25 protein-coding genes and 3 tRNA genes are annotated in these 25,075 nt (G+C 65.7%); 9 read left to right on the plus strand and 19 right to left on the minus strand.

Features of this window, described 5'->3' with window-relative positions:
• Positions 1-24: 24 nt before the first annotated feature.
• The 5 genes from clpX to AC1DRE_RS03035 form a co-directional block, all read right to left on the minus strand.
• Positions 25-1,314 carry an ATP-dependent Clp protease ATP-binding subunit ClpX gene (gene clpX / locus AC1DRE_RS03015; RefSeq protein ID WP_104173120.1) on the minus strand — a complete coding sequence of 430 codons (1,290 nt, stop codon included), beginning with the start codon at positions 1,312-1,314 and terminating at the stop codon, positions 25-27.
• A 196-nt stretch (positions 1,315-1,510) separates the two neighbouring features.
• Positions 1,511-2,170 carry an ATP-dependent Clp protease proteolytic subunit gene (locus AC1DRE_RS03020; RefSeq protein ID WP_214955434.1) on the minus strand — a complete coding sequence of 220 codons (660 nt, stop codon included), beginning with the start codon at positions 2,168-2,170 and terminating at the stop codon, positions 1,511-1,513.
• Between the two features lie 39 nt (positions 2,171-2,209).
• Positions 2,210-2,818: an ATP-dependent Clp protease proteolytic subunit gene (locus AC1DRE_RS03025; RefSeq protein WP_476983336.1), complete on the minus strand. Its 609-nt coding sequence runs from the start codon at positions 2,816-2,818 to the stop codon at positions 2,210-2,212.
• 255 nt (positions 2,819-3,073) lie between these two features.
• On the minus strand, positions 3,074-4,471 hold the full coding sequence (gene tig / locus AC1DRE_RS03030; RefSeq protein ID WP_476983265.1) for a trigger factor: 1,398 nt from the start codon (positions 4,469-4,471) through the stop codon (positions 3,074-3,076).
• 67 nt (positions 4,472-4,538) lie between these two features.
• Positions 4,539-4,613 (minus strand) — tRNA-Pro (locus AC1DRE_RS03035).
• Between the two features lie 154 nt (positions 4,614-4,767).
• On the opposite strand from AC1DRE_RS03035, the gene AC1DRE_RS03040 reads away from it, so the two are divergent.
• Positions 4,768-4,841, plus strand: a tRNA-Gly gene (locus AC1DRE_RS03040).
• Between the two features lie 95 nt (positions 4,842-4,936).
• Here AC1DRE_RS03040 and AC1DRE_RS03045 read toward each other — a convergent pair.
• From AC1DRE_RS03045 to AC1DRE_RS03055, 3 genes are all read right to left on the minus strand, one after another.
• On the minus strand, positions 4,937-5,866 hold the full coding sequence (locus tag AC1DRE_RS03045) for an Fpg/Nei family DNA glycosylase (protein ID WP_476983266.1): 930 nt from the start codon (positions 5,864-5,866) through the stop codon (positions 4,937-4,939).
• On the minus strand, positions 5,866-6,360 hold the full coding sequence (locus AC1DRE_RS03050; protein WP_104173124.1) for a ribose-5-phosphate isomerase: 495 nt from the start codon (positions 6,358-6,360) through the stop codon (positions 5,866-5,868). The genes AC1DRE_RS03045 and AC1DRE_RS03050 overlap by 1 nt, the downstream gene beginning before the upstream one ends.
• A 113-nt stretch (positions 6,361-6,473) precedes the next feature.
• Complete coding sequence (locus AC1DRE_RS03055) at positions 6,474-7,475, minus strand: hypothetical protein (protein ID WP_476983267.1); 1,002 nt, start codon at positions 7,473-7,475, stop codon at positions 6,474-6,476.
• Positions 7,476-7,621: 146 nt separating this feature from the next.
• On the opposite strand from AC1DRE_RS03055, the gene pepN reads away from it, so the two are divergent.
• Positions 7,622-10,174 carry an aminopeptidase N gene (gene pepN, locus AC1DRE_RS03060; protein ID WP_476983268.1) on the plus strand — a complete coding sequence of 851 codons (2,553 nt, stop codon included), beginning with the start codon at positions 7,622-7,624 and terminating at the stop codon, positions 10,172-10,174.
• 97 nt (positions 10,175-10,271) lie between these two features.
• Positions 10,272-10,751, plus strand: a complete 480-nt coding sequence (locus AC1DRE_RS03065; RefSeq protein WP_476983269.1) for an OsmC family protein — start codon at positions 10,272-10,274, stop codon at positions 10,749-10,751.
• 32 nt (positions 10,752-10,783) lie between these two features.
• On the opposite strand, the gene AC1DRE_RS03070 is transcribed toward AC1DRE_RS03065, so the two are convergent.
• Positions 10,784-11,782 (minus strand): Rossmann-fold NAD(P)-binding domain-containing protein, encoded by a 999-nt coding sequence (locus tag AC1DRE_RS03070; RefSeq protein ID WP_476983270.1) that lies wholly within the window; start codon positions 11,780-11,782, stop codon positions 10,784-10,786.
• Between the two features lie 109 nt (positions 11,783-11,891).
• Between AC1DRE_RS03070 and AC1DRE_RS03075 the strand changes: the two genes are divergently transcribed.
• Positions 11,892-12,557, plus strand: a complete 666-nt coding sequence (locus tag AC1DRE_RS03075) for a mechanosensitive ion channel family protein (RefSeq protein ID WP_476983271.1) — start codon at positions 11,892-11,894, stop codon at positions 12,555-12,557.
• A gap of 2 nt (positions 12,558-12,559) precedes the next feature.
• On the plus strand, positions 12,560-13,015 hold the full coding sequence (locus AC1DRE_RS03080) for a globin (RefSeq protein ID WP_476983272.1): 456 nt from the start codon (positions 12,560-12,562) through the stop codon (positions 13,013-13,015).
• A 65-nt stretch (positions 13,016-13,080) separates the two neighbouring features.
• Here AC1DRE_RS03080 and AC1DRE_RS03085 read toward each other — a convergent pair whose 3' ends face one another.
• The gene (locus tag AC1DRE_RS03085; RefSeq protein WP_476983273.1) at positions 13,081-13,788 is read right to left on the minus strand and encodes a Pr6Pr family membrane protein; all 708 of its coding nucleotides are present in this window, start codon (positions 13,786-13,788) and stop codon (positions 13,081-13,083) included.
• A gap of 42 nt (positions 13,789-13,830) precedes the next feature.
• A complete protein-coding gene (locus AC1DRE_RS03090; protein WP_476983274.1) occupies positions 13,831-14,490 on the minus strand; it encodes a DUF8185 domain-containing protein in 660 nt (219 codons plus the stop codon).
• A gap of 63 nt (positions 14,491-14,553) precedes the next feature.
• On the opposite strand from AC1DRE_RS03090, the gene AC1DRE_RS03095 reads away from it, so the two are divergent.
• Entirely contained in the window at positions 14,554-15,534 is a 981-nt protein-coding gene (locus AC1DRE_RS03095) for an acyl-CoA thioesterase (protein WP_476983275.1), read from the plus strand.
• A gap of 107 nt (positions 15,535-15,641) precedes the next feature.
• Here the strand turns inward: AC1DRE_RS03095 and ettA are convergent, their stop codons facing one another.
• The 3 genes from ettA to AC1DRE_RS03110 form a co-directional block, all read right to left on the minus strand.
• Positions 15,642-17,324, minus strand: coding sequence for an energy-dependent translational throttle protein EttA (gene ettA / locus AC1DRE_RS03100; RefSeq protein ID WP_104173133.1), 1,683 nt, complete (start codon positions 17,322-17,324; stop codon positions 15,642-15,644).
• Between the two features lie 127 nt (positions 17,325-17,451).
• Entirely contained in the window at positions 17,452-18,072 is a 621-nt protein-coding gene (locus tag AC1DRE_RS03105) for a DUF6993 domain-containing protein (protein WP_476983276.1), read from the minus strand.
• A 66-nt stretch (positions 18,073-18,138) separates the two neighbouring features.
• Positions 18,139-18,714 carry a single-stranded DNA-binding protein gene (locus AC1DRE_RS03110; RefSeq protein WP_476983277.1) on the minus strand — a complete coding sequence of 192 codons (576 nt, stop codon included), beginning with the start codon at positions 18,712-18,714 and terminating at the stop codon, positions 18,139-18,141.
• Positions 18,715-18,934: 220 nt separating this feature from the next.
• On the opposite strand from AC1DRE_RS03110, the gene AC1DRE_RS03115 reads away from it, so the two are divergent.
• A tRNA-Arg gene (locus AC1DRE_RS03115) sits at positions 18,935-19,010 on the plus strand.
• Between the two features lie 229 nt (positions 19,011-19,239).
• Positions 19,240-19,641 carry a LapA family protein gene (locus tag AC1DRE_RS03120; protein ID WP_476983278.1) on the plus strand — a complete coding sequence of 134 codons (402 nt, stop codon included), beginning with the start codon at positions 19,240-19,242 and terminating at the stop codon, positions 19,639-19,641.
• Positions 19,642-19,684: 43 nt separating this feature from the next.
• On the opposite strand, the gene AC1DRE_RS03125 is transcribed toward AC1DRE_RS03120, so the two are convergent.
• The 5 genes from AC1DRE_RS03125 to AC1DRE_RS03145 all read right to left on the minus strand — a co-directional run bounded on the left by AC1DRE_RS03125 (position 19,685) and on the right by AC1DRE_RS03145 (position 23,823).
• The gene (locus tag AC1DRE_RS03125; protein ID WP_181038806.1) at positions 19,685-19,861 is read right to left on the minus strand and encodes a hypothetical protein; all 177 of its coding nucleotides are present in this window, start codon (positions 19,859-19,861) and stop codon (positions 19,685-19,687) included.
• Between the two features lie 81 nt (positions 19,862-19,942).
• A complete protein-coding gene (locus AC1DRE_RS03130) occupies positions 19,943-20,374 on the minus strand; it encodes an SRPBCC family protein (RefSeq protein WP_476983279.1) in 432 nt (143 codons plus the stop codon).
• A 211-nt stretch (positions 20,375-20,585) separates the two neighbouring features.
• Complete coding sequence (locus AC1DRE_RS03135) at positions 20,586-21,443, minus strand: sugar phosphate isomerase/epimerase family protein (RefSeq protein WP_476983280.1); 858 nt, start codon at positions 21,441-21,443, stop codon at positions 20,586-20,588.
• Positions 21,440-22,654 carry a dihydrodipicolinate synthase family protein gene (locus AC1DRE_RS03140; RefSeq protein WP_476983281.1) on the minus strand — a complete coding sequence of 405 codons (1,215 nt, stop codon included), beginning with the start codon at positions 22,652-22,654 and terminating at the stop codon, positions 21,440-21,442. Before AC1DRE_RS03140 ends, AC1DRE_RS03135 begins: the two co-directional genes overlap by 4 nt.
• Complete coding sequence (locus AC1DRE_RS03145) at positions 22,654-23,823, minus strand: Gfo/Idh/MocA family protein (RefSeq protein ID WP_476983282.1); 1,170 nt, start codon at positions 23,821-23,823, stop codon at positions 22,654-22,656. The genes AC1DRE_RS03140 and AC1DRE_RS03145 overlap by 1 nt, the downstream gene beginning before the upstream one ends.
• Positions 23,824-23,984: 161 nt before the next feature.
• On the opposite strand from AC1DRE_RS03145, the gene AC1DRE_RS03150 reads away from it, so the two are divergent.
• Complete coding sequence (locus tag AC1DRE_RS03150) at positions 23,985-25,070, plus strand: LacI family DNA-binding transcriptional regulator (RefSeq protein ID WP_476983283.1); 1,086 nt, start codon at positions 23,985-23,987, stop codon at positions 25,068-25,070.
• The last annotated feature ends 5 nt before the right edge of the window (positions 25,071-25,075 follow it).

Raw genomic sequence — 25,075 nt, forward strand, 5'->3', positions numbered from 1 at the left:
CGCACATCTACCAAGAGCGAAGAACTAAGCGGATTTATTCCGACGCTTCGCCACCACATCGTGGGCAATCATGGTGGGCTGGGCCTTCTTCGCCACCACGTCGGCAGTGATGACGACACTGGCGATGTCGTCCCGGCTGGGGAGGTCGAACATCACCGGCAGGAGCACTTCCTCCATGATGGCGCGGAGTCCGCGCGCGCCGGTGCCGCGCTCCAGTGCCTGGTCGGCGATCATGTCCAGCGCTGCCTCGTCGAACAGCAGCTCAACGCCATCGAGCTGGAACATCTTCTGGTATTGCTTCACCAGAGCGTTCTTCGGTGTGGACAGAATCTGGATCAGGGCGGGCCGGTCCAGGTTCGAGACCGTGGTGATGACGGGAAGCCTGCCGATGAATTCCGGGATAAGCCCGAACTTCAGCAGGTCCTCCGGCATGACCTCGCCGTACGAGTCGGAGTTGTTCTTGACCTCGTTGAGCGGGGCGCCGAAGCCGATGCCCTTGCGGCCGGACCGGGAGCCAATGATGTCCTCGAGCCCGGCGAAGGCTCCTGCAACGATGAACAGCACGTTGGTGGTGTCGATCTGGATGAACTCCTGGTGCGGATGCTTCCGGCCGCCCTGCGGGGGAACCGAGGCCACCGTGCCTTCCAGGATCTTCAGCAATGCCTGCTGGACGCCTTCACCGGAGACATCCCGGGTGATGGACGGGTTCTCACTCTTCCGGGAAATCTTGTCGATCTCGTCAATGTAGATGATGCCCTGTTCGGCCTTCTTGACGTCGTAGTCAGCGGCCTGGATGAGCTTCAGGAGAATGTTTTCGACGTCCTCGCCAACGTACCCGGCCTCGGTCAGTGCCGTGGCGTCCGCGACGGCGAACGGGACGTTAAGGCGCCTTGCCAGGGTCTGGGCGAGATAGGTCTTGCCGCAACCGGTGGGGCCGATCAGGAGGATGTTCGACTTGGCGATCTCGACGTCGTCGTGATGGACGCCTTCGGCGAGGCTGCCGCTCTTGGGGGCGTGGCCGGCCTGGATCCGCTTGTAGTGGTTGTACACCGCCACGGCGAGGGAGCGCTTGGCCGGCTCCTGGCCGATGACGTATTCCTGCAGGAAGTCGAAGATCTCCCGCGGCTTGGGAAGTTCGAAGCTGCCGAGGTCCGCGACTTCCGCGAGCTCCTCTTCGATGATCTCGTTGCAGAGCTCAATGCACTCGTCGCAGATGTAGACGCCGGGCCCGGCAATGAGCTTTCGCACCTGCTTTTGGCTCTTTCCGCAGAAAGAGCACTTCAGCAGATCCGTGCTCTCGCCAATCCGAGCCATATGTGAACCCCTTAGTATCTTGCTGCCACCGCAGCACTGCACCGGTTGCTGGAATCACGGTGGGTCCGGAAGGTCCGGCCGTGACATGTTCCACTCTAGGTCACATTCGGCCTGAGGGGTGGAACCTTACGCGTTGAAAACGAAAGCCGGTGCGGTCCATTTTCCATGAACCGCACCGGCTCCGCGTGTCGTGCTGCTACCTGCTGATCGCCTGCGGCTTGATCTTGCGGGAATCAAGGACCTGGTCGATCAGGCCGTAGGACTGGGCCTCGGCGGCTGTCAGGATCTTGTCGCGCTCGATGTCGTTGTTGACCTGTTCGGACGTCCTGCCCGAGTGCTTGGCCAGCGTGTCTTCGAGCCAGGCGCGCATGCGCATGACTTCCGCTGCCTGGATCTCGAGGTCCGACGCCTGGCCGCCCTGGCCGCCGGACAGGGCCGGCTGGTGGATGAGCACGCGTGCGTTGGGCAGTGCCAGCCGCTTGCCCGGCGTACCGGCCGCGAGCAGGACGGCTGCGGCACTTGCCGCCTGGCCCAGGCACACGGTCTGGATCTCGGGGCGGATGTACTGCATGGTGTCGTAGATGGCCGTCATGGCGGTGAAGGAGCCGCCCGGGGAGTTGATGTACAGCGTGATGTCGCGGTCCGGGTCCGTGGACTCAAGCACCAGCAGCTGGGCCATAACGTCGTCAGCGGAGGCGTCGTCCACCTGGACGCCGAGGAAGATGATCCGGTCCTCGAAGAGCTTGGTGTACGGGTCCTGGCGCTTGAAGCCGTAGGGGGTGCGCTCCTCGAACTGCGGCAGCACATAACGGCTGGTGGGCAGGTTCCCGGCAGACGATCCGAAATTGTAGTTCATGTTCATTTCTCCTGGAATCATTTCTGTCTTTGCCGGTTACTATTCCGAGCCGCTGGCGTTTTGTGTTCCGCCGCCGCCGGCTACAGATCCCGCGTGCGCGGCGATCTTGTCGAAGAAGCCGTACTCGAGGGCTTCGGGGGCCGTAAACCACTTGTCACGGTCGTTGTCCTTGAGGATGGTCTCGACCGTCTGCCCGGTCTGGTCGGCGGTGAGTTCCGCCATGACCTTCTTCATGTGCAGGATGAGTTCGGCCTGGATCTTGATGTCAGAGGCCGTGCCGCCGATGCCGCCGGACGGCTGGTGCATCAGGATGCGGGCGTTCGGGGTGGCGTAGCGCTTGCCCTTGGTGCCCGAGGAAAGCAGGAACTGCCCCATCGACGCCGCAAGACCGGTGGCGACCGTTACGACGTCGTTCGGGATGAACTGCATGGTGTCGTAGATGGCCATGCCGGCGGTAACGGAGCCGCCGGGCGAGTTGATGTAAAGGTAGATGTCCTTTTCGGGGTTCTCCGCTGACAGCAGCAGCAACTGCGAGCAGATCGCGTTGGCGTTCTCATCGCGAACCTCGGAGCCAAGCCAGATGATGCGCTCTTTCAGCAGGCGGTTGTAGATGTAGTTGTCCTGGGCTGCCGGATCGACAGTTGCCATCCGGGGTGCCCCTGCTTGCTGTGACATATGTACTTACCTCTCGCTGGCGACGGTGACGTCACGGTACGACGTCACTGAAAATCACTACTTGGACACTAACCGGTTTCGCGGCCGTTTTGTTCTCGCGGATCGCGCTGTTCGCTGACGGCGCACGATTGCCGCAGCCCCGCCGCCGTTCCGGAGTTAAGCCGCCGTTCCGGGGTTAAACGGGGAAGCCCCCGGATCAGGGATCCGGGGGCTTCCGTGCAACGCGTGCTAGAACTTCACTGCTGCGGGGTCGTCGCTGGGGGCGGTTTCCTCGGCGGCAGCTTCGCTGTCAACGGCGGGAGCCTCTTCAGCCTCAGCGGCAGTGGCTTCTTCGCCGCCGGGGCGGACGAAGTCGCTCAGGTCAACCTTGTTGCCCTCGGAATCGGTAACCTCGGCCTGGCCCAGCACCACGGCCAGGGCCTTGCGGCGGCGGACCTCGGAAACCATCATGGGAACCTGGCCGGACTGATCGATGATCTGGGCGAACTGGTTCGGGTCCATGCCGTACTGGCTGGCCGTGGTCACGATGTAGTCGATCAGCTCGCTCTGGCTGACACCGACCTCTTCCTTGTCCGCGATGGCGTCAAGGATGATCTCGTTCTGGAAGGCGCGCTCGGTGTTGGCCTTGACCTCGGCGCGGTGCTCCTCCGTGTCGTGTTCGCCTTCACCGTGGGAGTTCTCAGCCTTGAAGTGCTGCTCCAGCTGCTCTTCGACCACCGAGGCGGGAACAGGAACCTCAACGAGCTCAACGAGCTTGTCCAGGACCTTGTCACGTGCCTCGACACCCTGCTCGACAACCTTGGACTCGGAAGCTTGCTTGGCGAGGTCCGCACGGAGTTCGGTCAGCGTGTCGAACTCGGATGCCAGCTGGGCGAAGTCGTCGTCAGCCTCGGGAAGCTCGCGTTCCTTGACGGACTTGACCACTACCTTGACCTGGGCACCTTCGCCGGCGTGGTCGCCGCCTACGAGGGTGGTTTCGAAGATGGCGTCCTCGTCGGCGCTGAGGCCGGTGACGGCTTCGTCGAGGCCTTCGAGCATGGTGCCGGCGCCAACCTGGTAGGACAGGCCTGAGGCGGAGTCAACTTCGGCGCCGTCGATCGAGGCGGTGATGTCGATCGTCAGGAAGTCGCCGTCGGCGGCCGGACGCTCCACGGACTTCAGCGTGCCGAAGCGGCCGCGGAGTTCGTCGAGTGCCTTGTCAACGTCTGCTTCGGAGGACTCGGCGGCGGCAACCTCAACCTTGATGCCGGCGTAGTCCGGCAGCTCGATCTCGGGACGGATGTCGACTTCAGCGTGGAACTTGAGTTCACCGTCGGTCGCGGAGGGGTCCGGAACCTCGGTGATTTCAACCTCGGGACGGCTCAGCGGGCGGATTCCAGTCTCCTGGACAGCTTCCTGGTACCAGCCGTTGAGGCCTTCGTTGATGGCCGTCTCCAGCACGTAGCCGCGGCCAACGCGCTGGTCGATCAGCTTTGCGGGGACCTTGCCCTTGCGGAAGCCAGGTACCTGGATCTGCGAAGCAACAGTCTTGTATGCCTCTTCGATGCTGGGCTTCAATTCCTCAAAGGGGACCTCAACATTGAGCTTGACCCGCGTGGGGGTGAGGTTCTCGACAGCGCTCTTCACAGTCTAAGTACTCCTGGTTTTTGTGGGATGGGTTTCTGCAAACGCAATGATCTGACAAGCTGCAGAGTCGGGGTGACAGGATTTGAACCTGCGACTTCCTGCTCCCAAAGCAGGCGCTCTAGCCAAGCTGAGCTACACCCCGTAAGTGCACAGAACAGTCTACGGTGATAACGGCCGGATATGCACATTTGACACTGGGGCCCTGAATTAGGTTTAGTTATATCCGGCTCGAGCAGCCGACCGGAAGTAATGCATCAGCAGCTGAGATCAACAGCAGCGGCCAGAAGCATTCCCACGGGGACGTAGCTTAATGGTAAAGCCTCAGTCTTCCAAACTGATTACGCGGGTTCGATTCCCGTCGTCCCCTCCAGGACAGTCCCGCAAGGACACAAGCAGGACACCAGGAAAGCCCCTCTCCGGAGGGGCTTTCCTGCTGTCCGGGCACCTTTGCCGGGTTTCCGGACCTTACGTCACCTGCTGGCACACGGGGCACCAATAGAGCTTGCGCGCAGCAAGGTCCGTCAGTGCCACAGCGGCTCCGCAGTTGCGGCAGTCGAGGCCGTGCCGCCGGTATACGAAATGCGACTCGTCCGGGGCCGGCAGTCCGGCGGCGGGATCCGTCCAGTAGGTCGGCGGCGTGGTGATGATCCTGCCGTGGCGGACGCCGTCGGACATCATTGCGACCGCGTCCTCCCACAGTCCTCCTGCCGCCTCCCCGTCCAGCGAGCGGCCGGGCAGCCAGGGATCAAGGCCCTGGCGGAAGAGGAGTTCGGCCCGGTAGACGTTCCCGACGCCGGCGATCACCTTCTGGTCCATCAGCAGCGCAGCGAGGGGCGTCCTGCGCGCCCGCACGCCGGCAATGAAGCCTTCCTTGTCCCCGGAAAGGTTCCGCAGCGGGTCCGGACCCAGCCGGGCCAGGACCGCGTCGGCTTCCGCCTCGGTGATGGCGTGGCACGTAGTGGCACCCCGGAGGTCCGCCCAGCCGTGCGCGCCGGCCAGCCGGACACGGACGGCACCGACCGGCGCGGGAGGGCCGTCGTACCCGGAACTGCCGCCGGCGGATGCAAAAGCAGCGTCGGCAGCCACGCCGTCGTCGAACACTTCCCGCTCCCCCACCTTCCGGGGCGCGCCGATGCTGGACGCGCCGCGGAACGTGGCGTCACCGCCGAAGTCCCAGGCGCCATAGAGACCCAGGTGCACGTGCAGGACGAGCCCGTGGTCGAAATGCAAAAACAGGTGCTTGCCGTGGGCCACGGAGGCAACCAGGGTGCGGTCGTTCAGCAGCGCCGCGCCGTCAGCGAACCGCCCCTGCGGACTGGAGACGGCGAGGCGCTGGCCGGAAAATACGTCCGAAAACTGGCGGGCCAGCCGGTGGACCGAATGCCCTTCCGGCACTAGGCGATAACCTCGCCGGTGTTCTCGTAGGCCGCGATCTTGCCAATGCGGCGGACATGGCGTTCATCGTTGCTGAACGGTTCCTGCAGGAATGCCTCGATGATTTCAGTTGCCTCGTCGACGCTGTGCTGGCGGCCGCCGACGGCAACGACGTTGGCGTCATTGTGCTCGCGGGCAAGTGTGGCCGTGGACAGGTTCCAGGCGAGCGCCGCACGGACGCCCTTGACCTTGTTGGCGGCGATCTGCTCGCCGTTGCCGGAGCCGCCGAGCACGATGCCCAGGGCGTGCACTCCGGCAGCCTGGTCGGCCACGACGGCGAGCGCTGCGTTGATGCAGAAGGACGGGTAGTCGTCCAGGGCGTCGTAAGCCTTGGGCCCGTGGTCCACCACGTCGTAGCCCTTCGCTGTGAGGTGGGCTACCAGGTGGGCGCTGAGCTCCATCCCGGCGTGGTCGGTGGCGATGTGGACGCGCGGAAAGTCGGAAGAGGTGGTCACGGCAGTGTCCGTTCAGTCGTTAGCACCGGTAGGCTTCCGGGCTGCTTCGGGGGTCGGGTCCAAGCGTACTAGGACGCAGGCGGTGGGTGCCCGCCATGAACACTCTGCGGACGTCAGGGCTGGGGCGGGCGCTTCTCCCCGCGCGCCCGGGCAGCCACCCGCGACAGGACTGCGGCCACCCGTTCGGCGGAGGCGGTGCTGCCGCCGCTGACGGCTACCTTCTTGCCGTCCGCACGGTTGACGACGACGGCGGGGCCGCTGCTGACGAGGATGGCCGTGGTTCCGCCGTGGTGCCGGTAGCCCCAGCCGCCGTAGTCCGCGGCACGGACGTCCGCGGGTGCAGCCGAGGCAATGGCCGCGGCCGGAACCTCCATCACCCGGACGAATCCTGCGACGAAGACGCGCAGCCCGCTCCGGTCGACGATGACCCGGGCGAAGAGGAAAGCCGCTGCCAGCACCGCCAGCACCACCAGCAGGGCACCCAGCCAGGGGACGGCGATGGAGACCAGGGCCGCCGGGAAGAGCGACGCGACGCCCAGCATCACGAACACCGAACTGCGGGCATGGACCCACAGCCGTACGGAATCCGTCGCCAGTTCCGGGTCGAGTTCGCGTTCCAGTGCCTCCTGCAGGGCACGGTCGTCGTCCACCGACCACTGTTCGTCGGCCTTGAAGACAAACCCGATGATGACGGCGAGCGCCAAGGCGGCCCCGCTCCCGAGGGCGAGCACCGACATGTCGACCCGTGCCTCGCGGACGTCTGCGATGCCCGCCTGGCCCACCAGCACGGCAGCCAGTGCCGTGGTGACAAAGAGGCTGATGCCCAGGCCTGCGCCCATCATGATGCGCCGCATCACAGCCGGCCGGCTCAGGGGCACGGCTTGCCACAGGGAGAGCCAGCCCACCGCCGCGATGATCAGGCCGCCGAACGTCACAAAGGAAGAAAACGGCGCAAAACCTGCCGGCCCGGCGTCGGACCAGCGCACAGCCATGGGGTCCGGGACGTCCGGTCCGAGCAAGAGGGCGCACACGACGAACCCGGCGGCCAGCAGCACAGGGAACCCCACCGCGAACCGCAGTGCCTTGGCGTCCACCGAATCCCTGATCTTTCCCATACCCCCAACGCTACTCCGCGCCGGCGCCGTGTGATTCACCTAACTTGCTAACGGGCAACGAAGTGAAAGAATAACTTCACAGTGCCGGCAATGACTGTTGCCGGCCGGCAACCGCAACCCTTTCTGGAGGCCCCACCTTGCCAGGTATGAACCTGACGCGCGCCGAAGCCCGTGAGCGCGCCGACCTCATCTCCGTTGAGTCCTACGACGTCAGCCTGGACCTGACCCGGGGCGACAAAGTCTTCGGATCCACCACCGCCGTGAAATTCAGCGCGCGCCCCGGCTCCTCCACCTTTATCGATGCGGTAACCCACAAGGTCCACAGCGTAATGCTCAACGGCATCGAGCTGGATCCCGCGGAGGTGTCCGACGGCATCCGCATCCAACTCCCGGACCTCGCCGCAGAGAACAACCTGCTGGTGGTGGCCGAGGCACCGTACATGAACACCGGCGAAGGTCTGCACCGGTTCGTGGACCCGGTGGACAGTGAGGTCTACCTGTACACGCAGTTCGAGGTTCCCGACTCACGCCGGATGTTCGCCGTGTTCGAGCAGCCCGACCTCAAGGCGAGCTTTACGTTCACCGTCACTGCACCGTCGCACTGGGACGTGGTGTCCAACTCCCCCACGCCTGTGCCCATCGAGACCATTCCCGGTGAGCGCGGCGGTGCCCGTTCCGTCTGGGAGTTTGCCCCCACTCCCCCGCTGTCCTCATATGTGACAGCGCTGATCGCCGGCCCGTACCAGTCCGTGCGCAGTGAGGTGAAATGCGCCGACGGACGGGTTGTTCCGTTGGGAGTGTTCGCGCGGAAGTCGCTCATGCAGTACCTCGATGCGGACAACATCTTCGAACTCACCCGCCAGGGGTTCGAGTTCTTCGAGGCACAGTTCGGGTGCCCGTACCCGTTCGAGAAGTACGACCAGCTCTTTGTCCCGGAGTTCAATGCCGGGGCGATGGAGAACGCGGGCGCGGTCACCATCCTGGAAGGCTATGTGTTCCGCGGCAAGGTCACGGGCGCGCAGATCGAACGCCGGGCCATCACCGTGCTGCACGAACTCGCGCACATGTGGTTCGGCGATCTCGTGACGATGCGCTGGTGGAATGACCTGTGGCTCAACGAATCGTTCGCCGAGTACATGTCCCACCTGGCTGCGGTGGAGAACACCGAGTTTGACCACGCCTGGACCACGTTCGCTTCGGTAGAAAAGTCGTGGGCGTACCGCCAGGACCAGCTGCCCACCACGCACCCCATCTTCGCCGAGATCAACGACCTGCAGGACGTCGAGGTGAATTTCGACGGCATCACGTATGCCAAGGGCGCCTCGGTGCTGCGCCAGCTGGTGGCGTGGGTGGGGCCGGAGCAGTTCATGTCCGGGGTCCGCGAGTACTTCAGCAAGCACGCCTGGAAGAACACCGAGCTCAGCGACCTCATGGTGGAACTGGAAAAGGCCAGCGGCCGCGACCTTGACCGGTGGGGGCAGCTGTGGCTGGAAACTGCCGGGGTCAACACGCTGACGCCTGACGTCGCGGTGGATTCCACCGGCGTGATCACCTCCTTCGCCATCGTGCAGTCAGCGGTCGCCGAGCAGCCCACCATCCGGCCGCACCGCCTCGCCGTCGGCTTCTACAACGTCACCGACGGCCAGCTGGTCCGGGTGTACCGCGAAGAACTGGACGTCGACGGCGAACGCACCGAGGTGCCCGCCCTGGCCGGCCTGCAGCAGCCGGACCTGGTCCTGCTCAACGATGACGACCTCGCCTACGCCAAGGTCCGCCTCGACGCGAAGTCCCTGGCCACTGCCACGGCCCACCTGAAGGACTTCCGCGAGAGCCTGCCGCGCACCCTCGTCTGGGGGTCGGCCTGGGACGCCGCCCGTGACGGGGAATCACCGGCCCGCGGCTACGTCGAACTGATCCTGGCCAACATCGCCTCCGAATCCGATTCCTCCGTGATCCTGGTCCAGCTCCGCCAACTGGCCACCACCCTCACCTATTACGTTGCCGAGGAGCACCGGGAAAAGACGTCGGTGGCCGCAGCGGACACACTCTGGGACCTGGCAGGGGCGGTTCCGGCGGGCTCGGACGCGCAGCTCCAGTTCGTGAAGTCGTACGCCCTGCTGGCCCGCAGCGACAGCCAACTGGATACGGTATCGGCGCTGCTGGAGGGCTCCGCCGTGCTGGACGGACTCACTGTCGACCAGGACCTGCGGTGGGAGCTGCTCGCCTCGCTGGTGGCCGGCGGACGGCACGGCCAGGACCGGATCGACGCCGAACTCGAGCGGGACAACACGGCCAACGGCCAGAATGCGGCAGCCCTGGCCACGGCGGCCATTCCCACAGCGGAGGCAAAGGCTGCGGCCTGGGAGTCCATCGTGGTCAAGGGCGAATTCTCCAACGCCCTGCAGGCCTCGGCAGTGGCGGGTTTCACGCGTGTGCTGGATCCGGCGCTGCTGGCGCCGTACACGGAGAAGTACTTCGACGCCGTTCCCGGCATCGTTGCCAACCGCACCCACGCGCTCGCCCAGCAGATCGTCGTCGGGCTTTACCCGTCGCAGCAGACCACCCAGGCCACTGTGGACCGGACGGACGAGTTCCTGGCCGCCCTGCCCGAAGACAGCGCCGCCCTGCGGCGCATGATGCTGGAAAACCGCGACGGCGTGGCCCGCGCACTGCGGGCCCGCCAGGCCGACGTCGGGTAGCCACCGGCGTTTGCCGCGACGAACCGGAACCCCGGAGCTGCCCGCTGCAGCTCCGGGGTTCCGGGGTTCCGGCGTTTGCCGTCACTAGACTTGCGGCATGAACCTTGATGAGCACCGTTACACCGTGACTGTCCGGTGGACCGGGAACCGTGGAGACGGAACGTCGACGTACCGCGGGTACTCCCGGGCCCACGACATCGTTATCCCCGGACTTCCTACCCTCCAGGGATCCGCGGATCCCACGTTCCACGGGGACAAGAGCCGGTACAACCCCGAACAGCTGCTCCTGACCGCGCTGTCGCAGTGCCACATGCTTTCGTTCCTCCACGTGGCCGTGAAGCATGGCGTGGTGGTGACGGCCTACGAGGACCGCGCCGAAGGGCTGATGCGGACCAACCGCGACGGCAGCGGCCAGTTTGAGTCCGTCACGCTCCGGCCGCAGGTGACCGTTGCGGCAGCTGAGGACGACGCGCTCATGGAACAGCTGCATGAAGAGGCAAACAAGGTCTGCTTCATTGCCCGCAGCGTCAACTTTCCCGTGCTGCACGCACCCACCACGGTTGGCGGGGGAGCCTGACCGCTGCTATTGACCGGCGGTACCGCCGTCCCTCAGGACGTACCGGATGCCTGGAATTCGTCCAGGAGCCGCTTCTCCGTTTCGGCGCTGAGCCCGGCCTTCCGTTCCCTGTCCAGGCCGCGGCGGCGTTCGTCGTAGAGCGTGTCCCGCAGGGTTTCCTGCCAGGGCCGCAAGGTGAGGCCGGCCGCGACGGCGGCATCGTTGGAGCGTGAAGCAAAACCGTCATGTCCCGGCGGGAGCCACAGGGGCAGCGAGTCTTTGCCTGCCCAATAGGCAATCCCCCGGGCAACCAGCCAGTCTTCCGGCACCGTGAGCGTCCGGCCTCCATAGCCTGCGAGGCGTTTTGCTTCGTCCACGTAGTCCTCAAACGGTACGACGCTTCCGACCGCGTTCAGGGTGCCGGTAATCCTCAGTCCTGCCGCTTCCAGGATCCAGGCCGCGAGGTCGCGGACGTCAATGATCTGGGTGGCACTGCCGCCGATGTCCGGAACGAGGACCGGTCCCGAGTCGCGGGAAAAACGGGCCGGCCAGTAGCCGTAGCGGTCCGTACCGTCCCCGGGGCCGCCGATCAGTCCGGCCCGGCAAAGGTGGGCCTTCGCGCCGGCCAAGGCGGTGGCGTGATGCTCGATGGCCGACTTTGCCTCGCCGTAGTTCTCCGGCGCAAAGGCGATGCCCGGCGCAAGGGCTGGCAGCAGCCCTGCGCTCTCGTCCGCGCCGGGCAGTGAGTGGTCCGCGTACACGGAGCAACTGGAGACCGTTGTCCAGTGCGCGGCCGCCGGGGCCAGGAATTCCAACGCGTCCCTTGCCTGCTCCGGATCACGGGCCACGTCAATGACGGCGTCCCAGTCCCCGGCGGCCTTTTCATACGCCTGCTTTCCCTGGGCACGGTCGGCCTGCAGCCAGGCCGTCCCTTCCGGCGGAGCGGCCGCCAGGCCGCGCGCAAGGCAGGTCACGGCGTGGCCGGCGGTAACCGCCTGCCGGGCAATTTCGGCGGACAGGAAGGCGGTGCCGCCCAGGATCAGGATGCGCATGTGGCCACGCTACGGCGCTAGTGTTGAAGGTGGACAGAGTGTTATGCGCCCGGCGAACGCCGGGCCATCTCCGGCGAACGCCGGTCAGCAATAAGGAGTGCCCCTGCCGATGTACAGCATGTTGTCGATCACGCCACCAGCCGTCCCGGACGTCTCCGGAATCAACGCCGCCGGAATTGTGATCAGCATCGGGGTTGGCGTTGGAGTGTGGCTCGTGGCCACCTTCGTGATTGTCGGAATCACCAAGAGCGTTGCCGCCGGCACCACATTCTTCAAGAAGCCGCATTTCCGGTGGGTTGCCCCGGCCCTGCGCGCCCTGGACCACGAGCGCCGCGTCCAGCGGGCGAAGACCATCGGCTCACTGCTGAACAGCGTGGCCAGCGTCCTCATCGCCGTCATCACTATCATGTACGTCCTCAAGAACCTGGATGTGGACATTGCCCCGCTGCTGACCAGCGTCGGTATCCTGGGTGTCGCCATCGGCTTTGGCGCGCAGCAGCTCATCCGCGACTTCCTGGCCGGCATCTTCATCACGATCGAGGACCAGTACGGCATCGGCGATGTCATTGAGACCAGCGAAGTGGTGGGAACAGTGGAGTCCATGGGCCTCCGTATCACCCGTGTCCGGTCGGAGGACGGCGCCATCTGGTACCTGCGGAACGGTGAGATCCTGCGGGTGGGCAACCGATCCCAGGGCAACTACGTGGCCCCGGCGGACGAGCCCGCGGACGTACCCAACCCTGATACAGCACCCCAGCAGAAGGCCGGAGAGTAACCATGAGCACGCCAACCCCTGACCAGAGCCAACCGAAGATGCTGATGCAGAACGATCCCTTCACCCAGCCCGGCTACACGGACAACTTCTACGACGCCGTGGGCGGCCACGAGACTTTCGTGAAGCTAATCGATGTCTTTTACGACGGCGTGGCCACGGACCCGCTGCTCCGGCCGATGTACCCGGAAGAGGACCTCGAACCGGCCAAGAGGCGCTTCCTGATGTTCCTCGAGCAGTACTGGGGAGGCCCCACCACCTACGGCGAAGAACGCGGACACCCCCGGCTACGCATGCGCCACATGCCGTTCCGCGTTACCCCCGAAGCCAAGGACCGGTGGCTGCACCACATGCGCACGGCAGTAGACGCTCTGGAACTGCCGCCGCTCTACGAGGGCGCGCTGTGGGATTATATGGAACGCGCTGCACTGTCCATGATCAACAGCCCCTCGGACGCCTGAGCGCGGTCCACCGCCCGGTGTGGACGCGCCGGCGGCACAGGTCCCGGCGCGGAAGGGTCCGGTGATCAGGGCCGCCCGTGCCGGACCGCCAGCGCTGCGCGGGCATTGCCGGCCACGTGCAGGAGGACCGCCACGACAAAGAACGCGACGAGCACCTGCGCCGTCGTCGCCAGCGCGGCCGGCCAGCCGCCGTCGAGCGTCGGATCAAGGAAGTCGTAGACATACCAGCCGTCGATGGCTCCGCGCACCCACGAGAAGACGAGGAAAGCGGCAGGGTATCCGAGCCACATGAGCGGACGGATCCAGGTGCCGCGCACCGTCCTCGTCACGAGGAGCCAGTCAAGCGCGGCGAACAGCGGAGCCACGCGGTGATGCGCCAGCTGTGGCCAGTACATGTCCAGGCTCCACCACGGCTCGCCGGGCGGGGCCACGAGGACCACATAGATGAGGCCTGTCATCACCAGGTACAGCGCCAACGCACCGAAGAGGCGGTCCCACCATTCCGGAAGCCGGGTCCGTGGAAGTGCGGCTGATGCGACGAGCACGAGTCCAAGGACCAGGTTCGACTGGACCGTGAATTCCGAGTAGAGCTGGGCGACGTCCACGTCATTGCCCGGGAGCGTCGCGTCATACGTCTTCCGGACAAGGGCTATAAGCACAAAGACGCCGACCGCGAAACGAAGCGCTCGGATCCACATGCGGTCCGGATGCAGCGCATCGTTAAAGCCAAGGTGCCGCTCGACCGGGGGAACCAACACCGACATGACGCTCATGCGCCCCAGTATGGCAGGCCCGTTCAGACGCTCACGAGGGTCTTAAAGCCCCGATCCGGTGCGGGCGAGAACGTGTCCGCGGGACCCGCTGAGCCGGAACCAGCGCCCCGCGCGGTAGAGCTGCTGTTCGCCGTCGGCCAGAAAACCGAGCGTCAGGGCCGCGAACGCGGCCCCCAGCGGCAGCCCGGCGGCACCCGGCAGTTCCCTTCCCCAGACGGTGGCACGGGCGTTGTTGACGATCAGGGCACCGGGTTTGTCCGGAATGATGGCGGCGATCTCGGTGATTCCGGCCTCGGCGGCCTGCCGCAGCGTGGCGTCCGGCAGCGTGGCGATTGACTCCCACCCCGCGCGCGGCGCGCCGACGCCGGCCCACGACTCGGTAACGGTCACCGGCGGCAGCGGCAGCTCGACGTCGTTCTCCCCTGCCCGGGCGAGGCGGTCCAGTACCGCCGCGATCGGAACGGTGACGTCGGTATCCGACGGTCGGGCCAGAGCCATGGTCCGCAGTCCGAGGATCGTCGGCGTCGCCTCGCCCAACAGCCTGGGCCGCAGCACGCACACGTAAGCGGCAAGCACCGGGCCGGTGGCCTGGAGGCGGATGGCGCCGTCGTCGATCGACCTTGCGCGGGTGGCAAAGGTGCGCAGATCTGCGAGGTCGCGGGGATCGGTGAACTGCAGGGGCTGGGTTAGGACGTCAGACACAATATCGACTCTACCGGCTGCGCCTCTTTGGGACGGTGCCGGGGGGACGTCTAAAGTCGAACCATGACTGAAGCCGATGCCGGACTGCCGGGACCACCGACACAGGACCCCACCTCCTCGCTCATTGAACTCCTGGACCTCGGCGAGCTTGAAGGCGCCCGGACCGACGAGGACATCTTCATGGGACCTTCCCAGCGCCAGCCGCGGCAGCGCGTCTTCGGCGGACAGGTCCTGGCGCAATCGCTCATCGCGGCAAACCGGACCGTTGATCCGGCCCGCAGTGTTCATTCGATGCACGGGTACTTCCTGCGCCCGGGCGACGCCAACAAGCCCATCACGTTCGGCGTCCAGCGGTTGCGCGACGGCCGTTCCTTCTCGGCCCGCCGCGTCCACGCGTACCAGGACGGCATGCCCATCCTGTCGATGATTGCCTCCTTCCAGGAGGAGGATGAGGGCGTCGACCACCAGACCTCCATGCCCGAGGGCATCCCCGACCCCGAGTCGCTGCCCAGCACGGCGGACCTCCTGGGCAAGTTCGACCACCCCGTGGCACGGCACTGGGCCTACGAACGTCCCTTCGATATCCGCCATGTGGACCCGCCGCTGTACGTTTCGGCCAAGGGTGAGCGGGAAGCCCGCAATGCCGTCTGGATGAAGACCTTCGGGCCGATGCCGGACGACGCCAACACGCACCGGGCAGCCCTTGCCTACGCCAGCGACTACACGCTGCTCGAATCCATCCTGCGCAAACACGGACTCAGCTGGATCACTCCGGGCATGAGCGTGGCAAGCCTCGACCACGCCATGTGGTGGCACCGCCCCGTGCGCGTTGATGAATGGCTGCTGTACGTTCAGGAATCGCCGAGCGCCCAGGGTGCCCGTGGCCTTGCCACCGGCAAGATCTTCAGCCGGGACGGCCAGCACGTCGCGTCCGTGGCCCAGGAGGGCATGGTCCGGGTGCCGACCGACCTGAAGAACAAAGTGGTGGGCGCCTTCCAGACGAAGGTCCTCCAGCACCAGATGCGCAAAGGCGGGAAGGACTAGGTCCGAGCTGCCGGCGCACGGCGGACCACCGCCTCAAGTCATATGGAAAAAGGCCGGTTTCCCCTTCGGGGAAACCGGCCTTTGCATGACCCGGGTGGCTTGGGAGCCTAGTCGCGGGTCAGGCGGCGGTGCGTCACGCGGTGCGGCTTGGCCGCATCGGGGCCGAGGCGCTCCACCTTGTTCTCTTCGTACGACTCGAAGTTTCCTTCGAACCAGTACCACTTCGACGGGTTTTCCTCGTCACCTTCGTAGGCCAGGATGTGGGTGGCCACCCGGTCAAGGAACCAGCGGTCGTGTGATACCACAACGGCGCAGCCGGGGAATTCCAGCAGCGCGTTTTCGAGGCTGCTGAGCGTCTCGACGTCCAGGTCGTTGGTCGGTTCGTCAAGGAGCAGCAAGTTGCCGCCCTGCTTGAGGGTCAGGGCAAGGTTCAGGCGGTTGCGCTCACCACCGGAGAGGACACCGGCCTTCTTCTGCTGGTCCGGTCCCTTGAATCCGAATGCCGCGACGTAGGCACGGGACGGCATTTCAACGTGGCCCACCTGGATGTAGTCCAGGCCGTCCGAGACGACTTCCCAGAGGGTCTTGTTGGGGTCGATGCCGCCGCGGCTCTGGTCCGCGTAGGAGATCTTGACCGAATCGCCGATCTTCAGGTCGCCGCCGTCGAGCGGCTCCAGGCCCACAATGGTCTTGAACAGGGTGGTCTTGCCGACACCGTTGGGGCCGATGACGCCGACGATGCCGTTACGGGGCAGCGTGAACGACAGCCCGTCGATGAGGGTCCGGTCCTCGAACCCCTTCTGCAGGTTCTTGGCCTCCAGCACCAGGCCGCCGAGGCGGGGTCCCGGCGGGATCTGGATCTCTTCGAAGTCGAGCTTGCGGGTACGGTCCGCTTCTGCGGCCATTTCCTCGTAGCGGGCCAAACGGGCCTTGGACTTGGTCTGGCGTCCCTTGGCATTGGAGCGGACCCACTCGAGTTCCTCGGTGAGGCGCTTGGCCTGCTTGGCGTCCTTCTTGCCCTGGACCTCGAGGCGGGCGCGCTTCTTCTCCAGGTACGTGGAGTAGTTGCCTTCGTACGGGTACAGGTGCCCGCGGTCAACCTCGGCGATCCATTCCGCGACGTGGTCAAGGAAATAACGGTCGTGGGTGACGGCCAGGACTGCGCCGGCGTAGTTGGAGAGGTGCTGTTCCAGCCAGAGCACGCTCTCGGCGTCAAGGTGGTTGGTGGGCTCGTCGAGCAGCAGGAGGTCCGGCTTTTGCAGCAGGAGTTTGCAGAGCGCCACGCGGCGGCGCTCACCACCGGAGAGAAGGGTCACGTCAGCGTCCGCAGGCGGGCAGCGGAGGGCGTCCATGGCCTGCTCCAGCTGGGAGTCGAGGTCCCAGGCGTCCGCAGTGTCGATGGCTTCCTGGAGCTGGCCCATTTCTTCGAGCAGGGTGTCGTAGTCAGCGTCGGGGCTGGCCATTTCCTCTGAGATCTCGTTGAAGCGCTGGATCTTGCCGTAGATCTCGCCCACGCCTTCCTGGACGTTGCCCAGGACGGTTTTTTCCTCGTTCAGCGGCGGCTCCTGCAACAGGATGCCCACGGTGTATCCGGGGCTGAGCCGGGCCTCACCGTTTGAGGGCGTGTCCAAACCGGCCATGATCTTCAGGATGGTGGACTTACCGGCGCCGTTCGGGCCAACAACACCAATTTTGGCGCCAGGGAAGAAGGACATGCTTACGTCGTCAAGAATGAGTTTTTCGCCAACGGCCTTGCGGGCCTTGGTCATTGTGTAGATAAATTCCGCCATGGTTCCAAATCTAGTGGGTCGGCGGGGTTAACTCACATTCGCGGACGGCATTCGGGCCGTTCGGCATCGTTCAGAACGGACAGTCCGGCCACGGCTGAGCCAGGAAACGCGGCGGCCTGATTGCGGCTCAGCCGCCGACGAAGCACTTTCCCGTCGCCAAAACCGGCAGGACCGTGACCACAACGCTTCCATCGCGGATCTGGCCGATCACGCAGTCCTCCCCCTGCAGCGCAGCAGCTTCGATGGCATCAACTTCCAGGCCGGTGGGCGTGCGGCTGGCCGATACCTGCAACGAACCTGCCGGTATTCCGGCGCCGGTCAGGGCCGCTGTCAGCTGTTCCTGGCCGGGTTTCGGATTGCTGGCAACTACTCCGCGGAGGGCATTACCCATGGTTTCACTCAGCCGCGCGGTGGCAGCGTCCAGTTGGGGCTGGTCCGCGGCCGTCGATGCAGCAGCCCCGGCAACTGCTGACGATGAAGGCTCCGCGGACGGCGTTTCCACGGCAGCAGCCGCAGCCTGCGACGGCGGGGCTGACGGGACCGAATGGACCGAATCCGCTCCCGTGCAGCCGGCGAGTCCCGCCACAAGCACCGACGCCGCGATGAGCGCCACTGACGCTGTGCTTAGGCGTCGCAGGTTTCCGGCCTGAGGTGTTCCGGGCTGCTTTCCGGACTGGCGGTTTTGGGGTTGTTGGTTGTCGGACTGGCGGATTCCGGACTGGCTCCGGGGTGTCTCTGCTCGGATCACCTTGCCATTCTGCCATGCGGCACCGCAGGGGAACGGTGCCGCACTCGGGGCATCAGCGGGACATGTTCAGGCGGCGGCCCCGGTAAGTTCTCCGGTCTCCGAATCGAGCTGCAGGACGTCGCCGTTTTCGTCCTGATAGATCCCTCCGGCAGCCGGGTCCCCGTTTTCGTCGTCCTCCCCGCGATCCCCGGCGCCTTCAGGGTCTTCCGAGTCGGGCACGGTGCCGTCCTGAGACCCGGACGCAGGGCCGGGCTGCCCCTGCCCCGCGCCGGTCTGGGCGGTGTTCCCGGCCGTACGGATGAAATTGGCGGAGCCCCACATGAGGTCATGCCCGACGGACTCGGCGTCGATCTCGGCAGCATGGTAGATCCGGCCGTCCTTCTCCCAGCTCCGCATCTTGAGCCGGCCCACGATAATGACGCGCTGGCCCTTCTTGATGCTGCACCCCATGTTGCCGGCCAGCTGTCGGTAGCCCTGCACGGTGAACCAGTTGGTATTGCCATCGACCCACGTGCTCGATGCGCGGTCATACCGCCGGTCTGTGGAACCGAGCCGAAACGATGCGGTGGCGACTCCCCCTGGCGTGGTGGAACTCCTGATCTCCGAGGCGACGAAGCCCCGGACAGTGATGTTGTCGGTCATCTTGGTGTCCTGTCTCGAATGATGGTGCCTTAGCAGGCACCTTCAGCTTCACGCCGGCAGGGCAACGGATCGAGGGTCTATCTTGCGTATGTGCATAACTCCGCGTGAATCACGGATGTTGCGGCCAGGTCAAAACGCCGCCAGCGGGCTGACTGGCCGAAGCCGCGCGGCACTGTAAACTTTTCTAGGCGCCGCCGGAATGGTCCGGAGGTGCCAACGTGCCCCAGTAGCTCAGGGGATAGAGCAGCGGCCTTCTAATCCGCCGGTCGGGGGTTCGATTCCCTCCTGGGGCACCAAAGGAAGCGGCTCCCGCCTGCGCCAACGCAGAGGGGAGCCGCTTCCGTCTTTCCACGCAGCCGCCGTCGGAGGACAGTGTTAACTGACCCGCGGGAAACGGAACAACGCATTCCTCCATGGCTTTAACGCTAAGCATGCTTATGATTTGAGTGTGGCGTCGACTCATCGATGTGGCGTCGGCGCCACAATCCGCCGCCACGGCGGATCACCTCGAAGAGGATGGACCGAATGACTCAGCAATCGCCCGACTACGATCCGAACGAGACGGCCCCGACATCAGGGCAGGTTCAACCCGGCAACGCAGAGCGCCCGATTCCGCCCGGCACAACGCCTGCGCAGCCCCCGCCGCATGCACCGGAGGACCGGCGTGTGACACGGGCCGGCATGGTCTGGGCGGCCGTCGCCACCGCATTGGCGGTGATGGTTCTGCTCATCGTCTTCATCCTGCAGAACCAGGATTATGTGCAAGTCAGATACTTCGGGCTGGAAGGGGCTGTGCCACTGGGCATTGCGCTGTTCATCGCCGCGGTGGGCGGCGGCATCCTGGTGGCGGTTGCGGGCGCAGCCAGGATTATTCAGCTTCGCGCGGCGGCCCATCGGAGGAAGGTCCTGGCACAGCGCGTCCGGTAGGCGCGCGCCAGGAACGCGGCGGCCACCGTGCCGGCTGGCCGTGTCACCCGCGTTCGTCACCGCCCGGGTGCCCTTCGGGAGTGTCATCCATCCCGGCGATATCGGGGTCAATTGTTGCGGCCAGGTCGCCGGCCACGGAGTCCCGCGCGGCCTCGTCCACGGGCCGGGACATTCCGTCGTCGCCGCGAGCGGTACCGTTTTCGTCTGGAATCTCAGTCATGAGGCCAAGCTAAACCCGTTCCAGGAGCTTGTCGAGGGCCCGCATCTCCGGCGGCAAACCGCTCCGGAAGACCCGGGACAGTCAGCGCTCCAACAGTTCCTTCAGGTTTCCCAGCACCATTTCCCAGAGCTTTGCAGACTCCTCCACCTCGGAATCGCTTGTGTTGTTACCTTGCCTGATGGTGACCTGGGTACCTTCCGGCTTCTCGTCCAGCCGGTATTCCACCGTGTGATAGTTCTCCGGCAGGTCCGGCAATCCCGTCAGCGGGCTGTAGTGGGTCATGCGGAGCAGCTCCTGGTGCCGGTTTTCCAGCACGATGCCTTTGTCTTCGTAGCTCTTGCCTTTCCACTCACCGGCGAAGGTCACCGGGTCGCCTTCCCGCCAGGTGGTGGTCACATTCGTGCCAAGGAAATACTGTTTGACAATTTCCGGATCGGTGAGTGCCTTCCACACCCGGCTGCGCGGTGCTTCCACGAGGATGGACGCTTCCGCGTCCTTGATCTGATCGTTCATCGCTGTTCCTCCTGGGCCTCAGGATACGCGCGGTGGTGGACGGTGTTAAGGGACAAATGCGCTGGCATCAAAACGAGTGCACCAATGGCAACGGCCCGGCACCGCAATGCGGTACCGGGCCGTCAGGTGTGGCGCAGGCCCCGGCCGTGACGTAACAGGGGCCCGCGGTCTGGTCAGGAATCACGCCGACGCAGGGGCGCGGCGGGACCGGTCAGACGTACGGCAGGACGAGTCCCGCGTACCGCTCCTTCATGGTCGCCAGGACGCTGTCGCCGTCGGCGTCCCAGATTTCCTGATTGAAAATTTCCACTTCGATGTCGCCGGTGTAGCCGGCATCGCGGACCCAGGTGCCGATGGTCGCGAAGTCGATGACGCCGTCGCCCATCATGCCCCGGGACAGCAGTGCGTCGGCCGCGATGGGCAGGTTGAAATCGCAGACCTGGTACGAGGCGATGCGGTTCTCCCGGCCGGCCCGTTCGATCTGGGCCTGCAGCTCCGGGTCCCACCACACGTGGAAGGTGTCGACGGCGACGCCGACGGCCTTCGCATCGTACGGTGCCGCCAGGTCCAGGGCCTGGCCGAGGGTGGAGATCAGGGCGCGGTCGGCGGCGTACATCGGGTGCAGCGGCTCCAGCACCAGCCGGACGCCGTTCTCGGCGGCGAACGGAACCAGGTCCGCGAGGCGGTCGGCGACGCGCCGGCGGGCAGCCACCACGTCCTTCTCCCCCGGGGCGAGCCCGCCGACCACCAGGAACAGTTCCCGGGTGTCCAGCGCCACGGCTTCCAGGATGGCGGCGCGGTTGTCAGCGAGCGCCGCCGCCTGCCCCTCGGCGTCGGCTGCGGTCAGGAACCCGCCGCGGCAGAGCGAGGACACCCGCAGGCCGGCGTCCCTGATGAGTTTGGCGGCCTTGTCGAGGCCGGCTTCGTGCACACGGTCACGCCACGGGCCGATGGCGGGGATGCCCGCGCGGGCGCAGCCGTCGACGGCCTCGGCCAGGGTCCATTTCTTGGTGGTGGCGCTGTTGAGGGAAAGCCGTGAAAAAGGGGACGGCCCCGAATTGGATGTCATACTCCCACTCCGTTGATGCGCAGGTAGTCGGACATCCGGAACGCGGCCAGTGCCGGGTCCTTCAGCAGTCCCGCCTGGTCGGCCAGTTCGAAGGTCTTCGCCAGGTGCACCACGGACCGGCCTGAGTGCAGTCCGCCCACCATTTGGAAGCCTGGCTGTTTGCCGTTGAGCCAGGACATGAAGGCGATCCCGGTCTTGTAGTAGAACGTGGGCGCGCTGAAGATGTGCTTGCCCAGTTCCCGGGTGGAGTCCAGGATGGCCCGCGCTTTGGCGGGGTCGCCGGCGTCGTAGTTTTGCAGCGCTGCCGATGCTGCCGGATAGATGGCGGCGAAGATGCCCAGCAGGGCGTCCGAGTGGTGCGTGCCGTCGCCGTCGATCAGTTCCGGGTAGTTGAAGTCGTCGCCGGTGTACAGCCGGACGCCTTCGGGGAGTGCCGCCCGCAGTGCCACTTCGTGGCTGGCATCAAGGAGCGAGACCTTGACGCCGTCCACCTTGTCCGCGTGCTCGCGGATCAGGGACAGAAACGTGTCAGTGGCCGTGGCGACGTCGTCGGAGCCCCAGTAGCCGGCCAGGGCGGGATCGAACATGGTCCCGAGCCAGTGCAGGATGACGGGCTGCTCGGCTTCCTGCAGCAGCGTCGAGTAGACGTGCAGGTAGTCGTCCGGCCCGCTGGCCACCTTCGCCAGGGCGCGTGAGGCCATCAGGATGACTTTGGGACCGGCCTCGGAGACGACGTCGACCTGCTCGCGGTAAGCATCGAGTACGGCCTGGATGCCGGCGGCGCCTGCGGGCAGCATGGCCGGATCAAGCTGGTCGGTGCCGGCGCCGCAGGACACCAGGTCACGGACGGACTTGCCGGCCGTGGCGGCGTTGCCGGAGGAGACCACCGATGCGGCCTCCATGCCGGTGCGCTTGATCAGCTGCTGGGTGGCAGCCCAGTCCAGGCCCATGCCGCGCTGGGCGGTGTCCATGGCATCCGCCACGCCGAGGCCGTAGGACCAGAGCTCGTGCCGGTAGGCCATGGTGGCGTCCCAGTCGAGGCGCGCAGGGGCGCCCGGAGTGTTGTCGGCAGTGACTTCCGGAATGACGTGGGCGGCGGCGTAGGCGTGACGCGAGGTGATGGGGGCCGAGGGCCGGGACCAGGCGGGGGCGGCCTGGAGCCGGTATTCGCGGGTTCCGCCGTCATGGGTGGGAAGGATCAGCGATGTCATTAGAGCGTGATCTCCGGGATGTCGATGGTGCGGCGTTCGTCGTTGGACTGGAGTCCGAGCTCGGCGAGCTGCACGCCGCGGGCGGCGGAGAGCAGGCCGAAGCGGTGTTCACGGCCGGCTACGACGTCGCGGAGGAATTCCTCCCACTGCAGCTTGAAACCGTTGTCCAGCTCCGCGTTGGCGGGCACTTCCTGCCACTGGCCGCGGAAGGATTCCGTGACGGGCAGGTCCGGGTTCCAGACCGGCTTGGGAGTGTGGGCGCGCTGCTGGGCAACGCACTTGTTCAGGCCGGCGACGGCGGAGCCGTGCGTGCCGTCGATCTGGAATTCGACCAGTTCGTCGCGGTAGACGCGGACGGCCCAGGAGGAGTTGATCTGGCCGATGACCGGCTCGCCCGCCGGCGTTTCGAGTTCGAAGATGCCGTAGGAGGCGTCATCGGCGGTGGCCTTGTATTCCTTGCCGGCCTCGTCCCAGCGGGCCGGGATGTGGGTGGCGGTCTTGGCGTTGACGCTCTTGACCTTGCCGATGATGCCTTCGAGGACGTAGTTCCAGTGGCAGAACATGTCCGTGGTCATGCCGCCGCCGTCTTCCTTGCGGTAGTTCCAGGACGGGCGCTGTGCCGCCTGCACGTCGCCCTCGAACACCCAGTAGCCGAATTCGCCGCGGATGGACAGGACGCGGCCGAAGAAGCCCTCGTCAACCAGGCGGCGTAGCTTGACCAGGCCCGGGAGGTACAGCTTGTCGTGCACAACGCCGGCGGTCACGCCGGCTTCCTTCCCGATGCGGGCCAGTTCGATGGCCTCTTCGAGGGTTTCAGCCGTGGGCTTCTCGGTGAAGATGTGCTTGCCTGCCAGCATGGCTTTCTTCAGTGTTGCGGCCCGGAGGCTGGTCATGGAGGCGTCGAAGATGATGTCGACGGTGGGGTCGTTGATCACGGAGTCGAGGTCCGTGGTCCACTCCGCCACCTTGTGGAGTTCGGCGAGTTCACGGATTTTGGCTTCGTTGCGTCCCACCAGGATGGGCTCGACCTGGACCTTGGTGCCGTCCTCGAGGGTGAAGCCGCCGGCGTCGCGGATGGGGAGGATGGAGCGCAGCAGGTGCTGGCGGTAGCCCATCCGGCCGGTGATGCCGTTCATGGCGATACGGATCGTCTTTGTTTCGAAGCCCATGTGTCCTCCACAGTTCGTAGCTCAGTGCGTGTCATTGGGAAAGCGCATTCCCACTGCATTTATGATGCATCCTTCCGCGCCACATGGCAAGCGCTTTCCCGAAACTCGGTCAAACTGCCATAATGGCCAGTACGCGCACGTTGGCTGAACAGGAGATACCGGTGGCTGCAAGTACCCTCACCGAGGTGGCACGACTGGCCGGGGTTTCGCCGGCCACTGCATCACGCGTCCTCAACGGTTCCGCCCGCAAGCCGGGCCCGGGCGTGTCCGAGCGGGTGCGCCAGGCCGCGGAAACCCTCGGCTACATCCCCAATGCCCAGGCGCAGGCGCTGGCAAAATCCAGCTCGGGCCTTGTGGGCCTCATTGTGCACGACATCGCGGATCCGTACTTCTCCGCGATCGCCCGGGGCGTGCAGGACGTGGCCCGCGAGCAGCACAAGATGGTGCTGCTGGCCACCACGGGCGGAACCCCGGCGGATGAGAAAGACGCCGTGGCCGCTTTCGCGGCCAGGCGGGCAGACGCCATTGTCATTGCCGGCTCACGGTCCCGCCGGCCGGAGGACGACAAGGGCAACGCTGACCTCGCCGCCGAACTGGACCGCTACTGCCGCAACGGCGGCCACGTCGGCGTCGTGGGGCAGGCAATCGTCGGCGCCGGCGCGCTGGACGGATACCACCTGGTGGAAGTACCGAACGAGGCGCTGGCCGCGGAACTCGCCGGAAAGCTTGCTGCCAGCCATTCAGGCGAGTTCGTCATCATCGGCGGCCCGGAGGGGCTGATCACCTCCGACGACCGGATCCGCGGTTTCCAGTCCGGCCTTGCGGCGGCCGGCCGTCCCGCCGCCGACGTGCTTCGTGCATCCTTCAACCGCGCCGGCGGCTACGAGGCGGGACTCGAGCTGGCTCGTCGGATCCAGGACGCCCGGGCATCCGGAGCGTCGAAAGAGGGCGAAAAGCCAGGACTGTGCATTTTTGCTGCGAACGATGTCATGGCCATCGGTGCCACGGCGGGGCTTCGCTCCCAGGGGTTCAGAATCCCCCGCGACGCCCTGATCGCCGGGTTCGACGACATCGAAACTCTCCGGGACTTCCGCCCCGGACTCTCTACAGTCCGCCTTCCGCTCGAGGAAATCGGCCGCCTGGCCACGCTGAGCACTTCGGGCCCTGAAGGTCCCGACGGGGACGACGGCGGTCCCGCCGTGACGGGACAGGTGACGCTCAGGCGGAGCACCGAGTGGACGCCCTGACGGGC

The sequence above is a fragment of the Arthrobacter sp. P4_H3 genome (assembly GCF_056400885.1).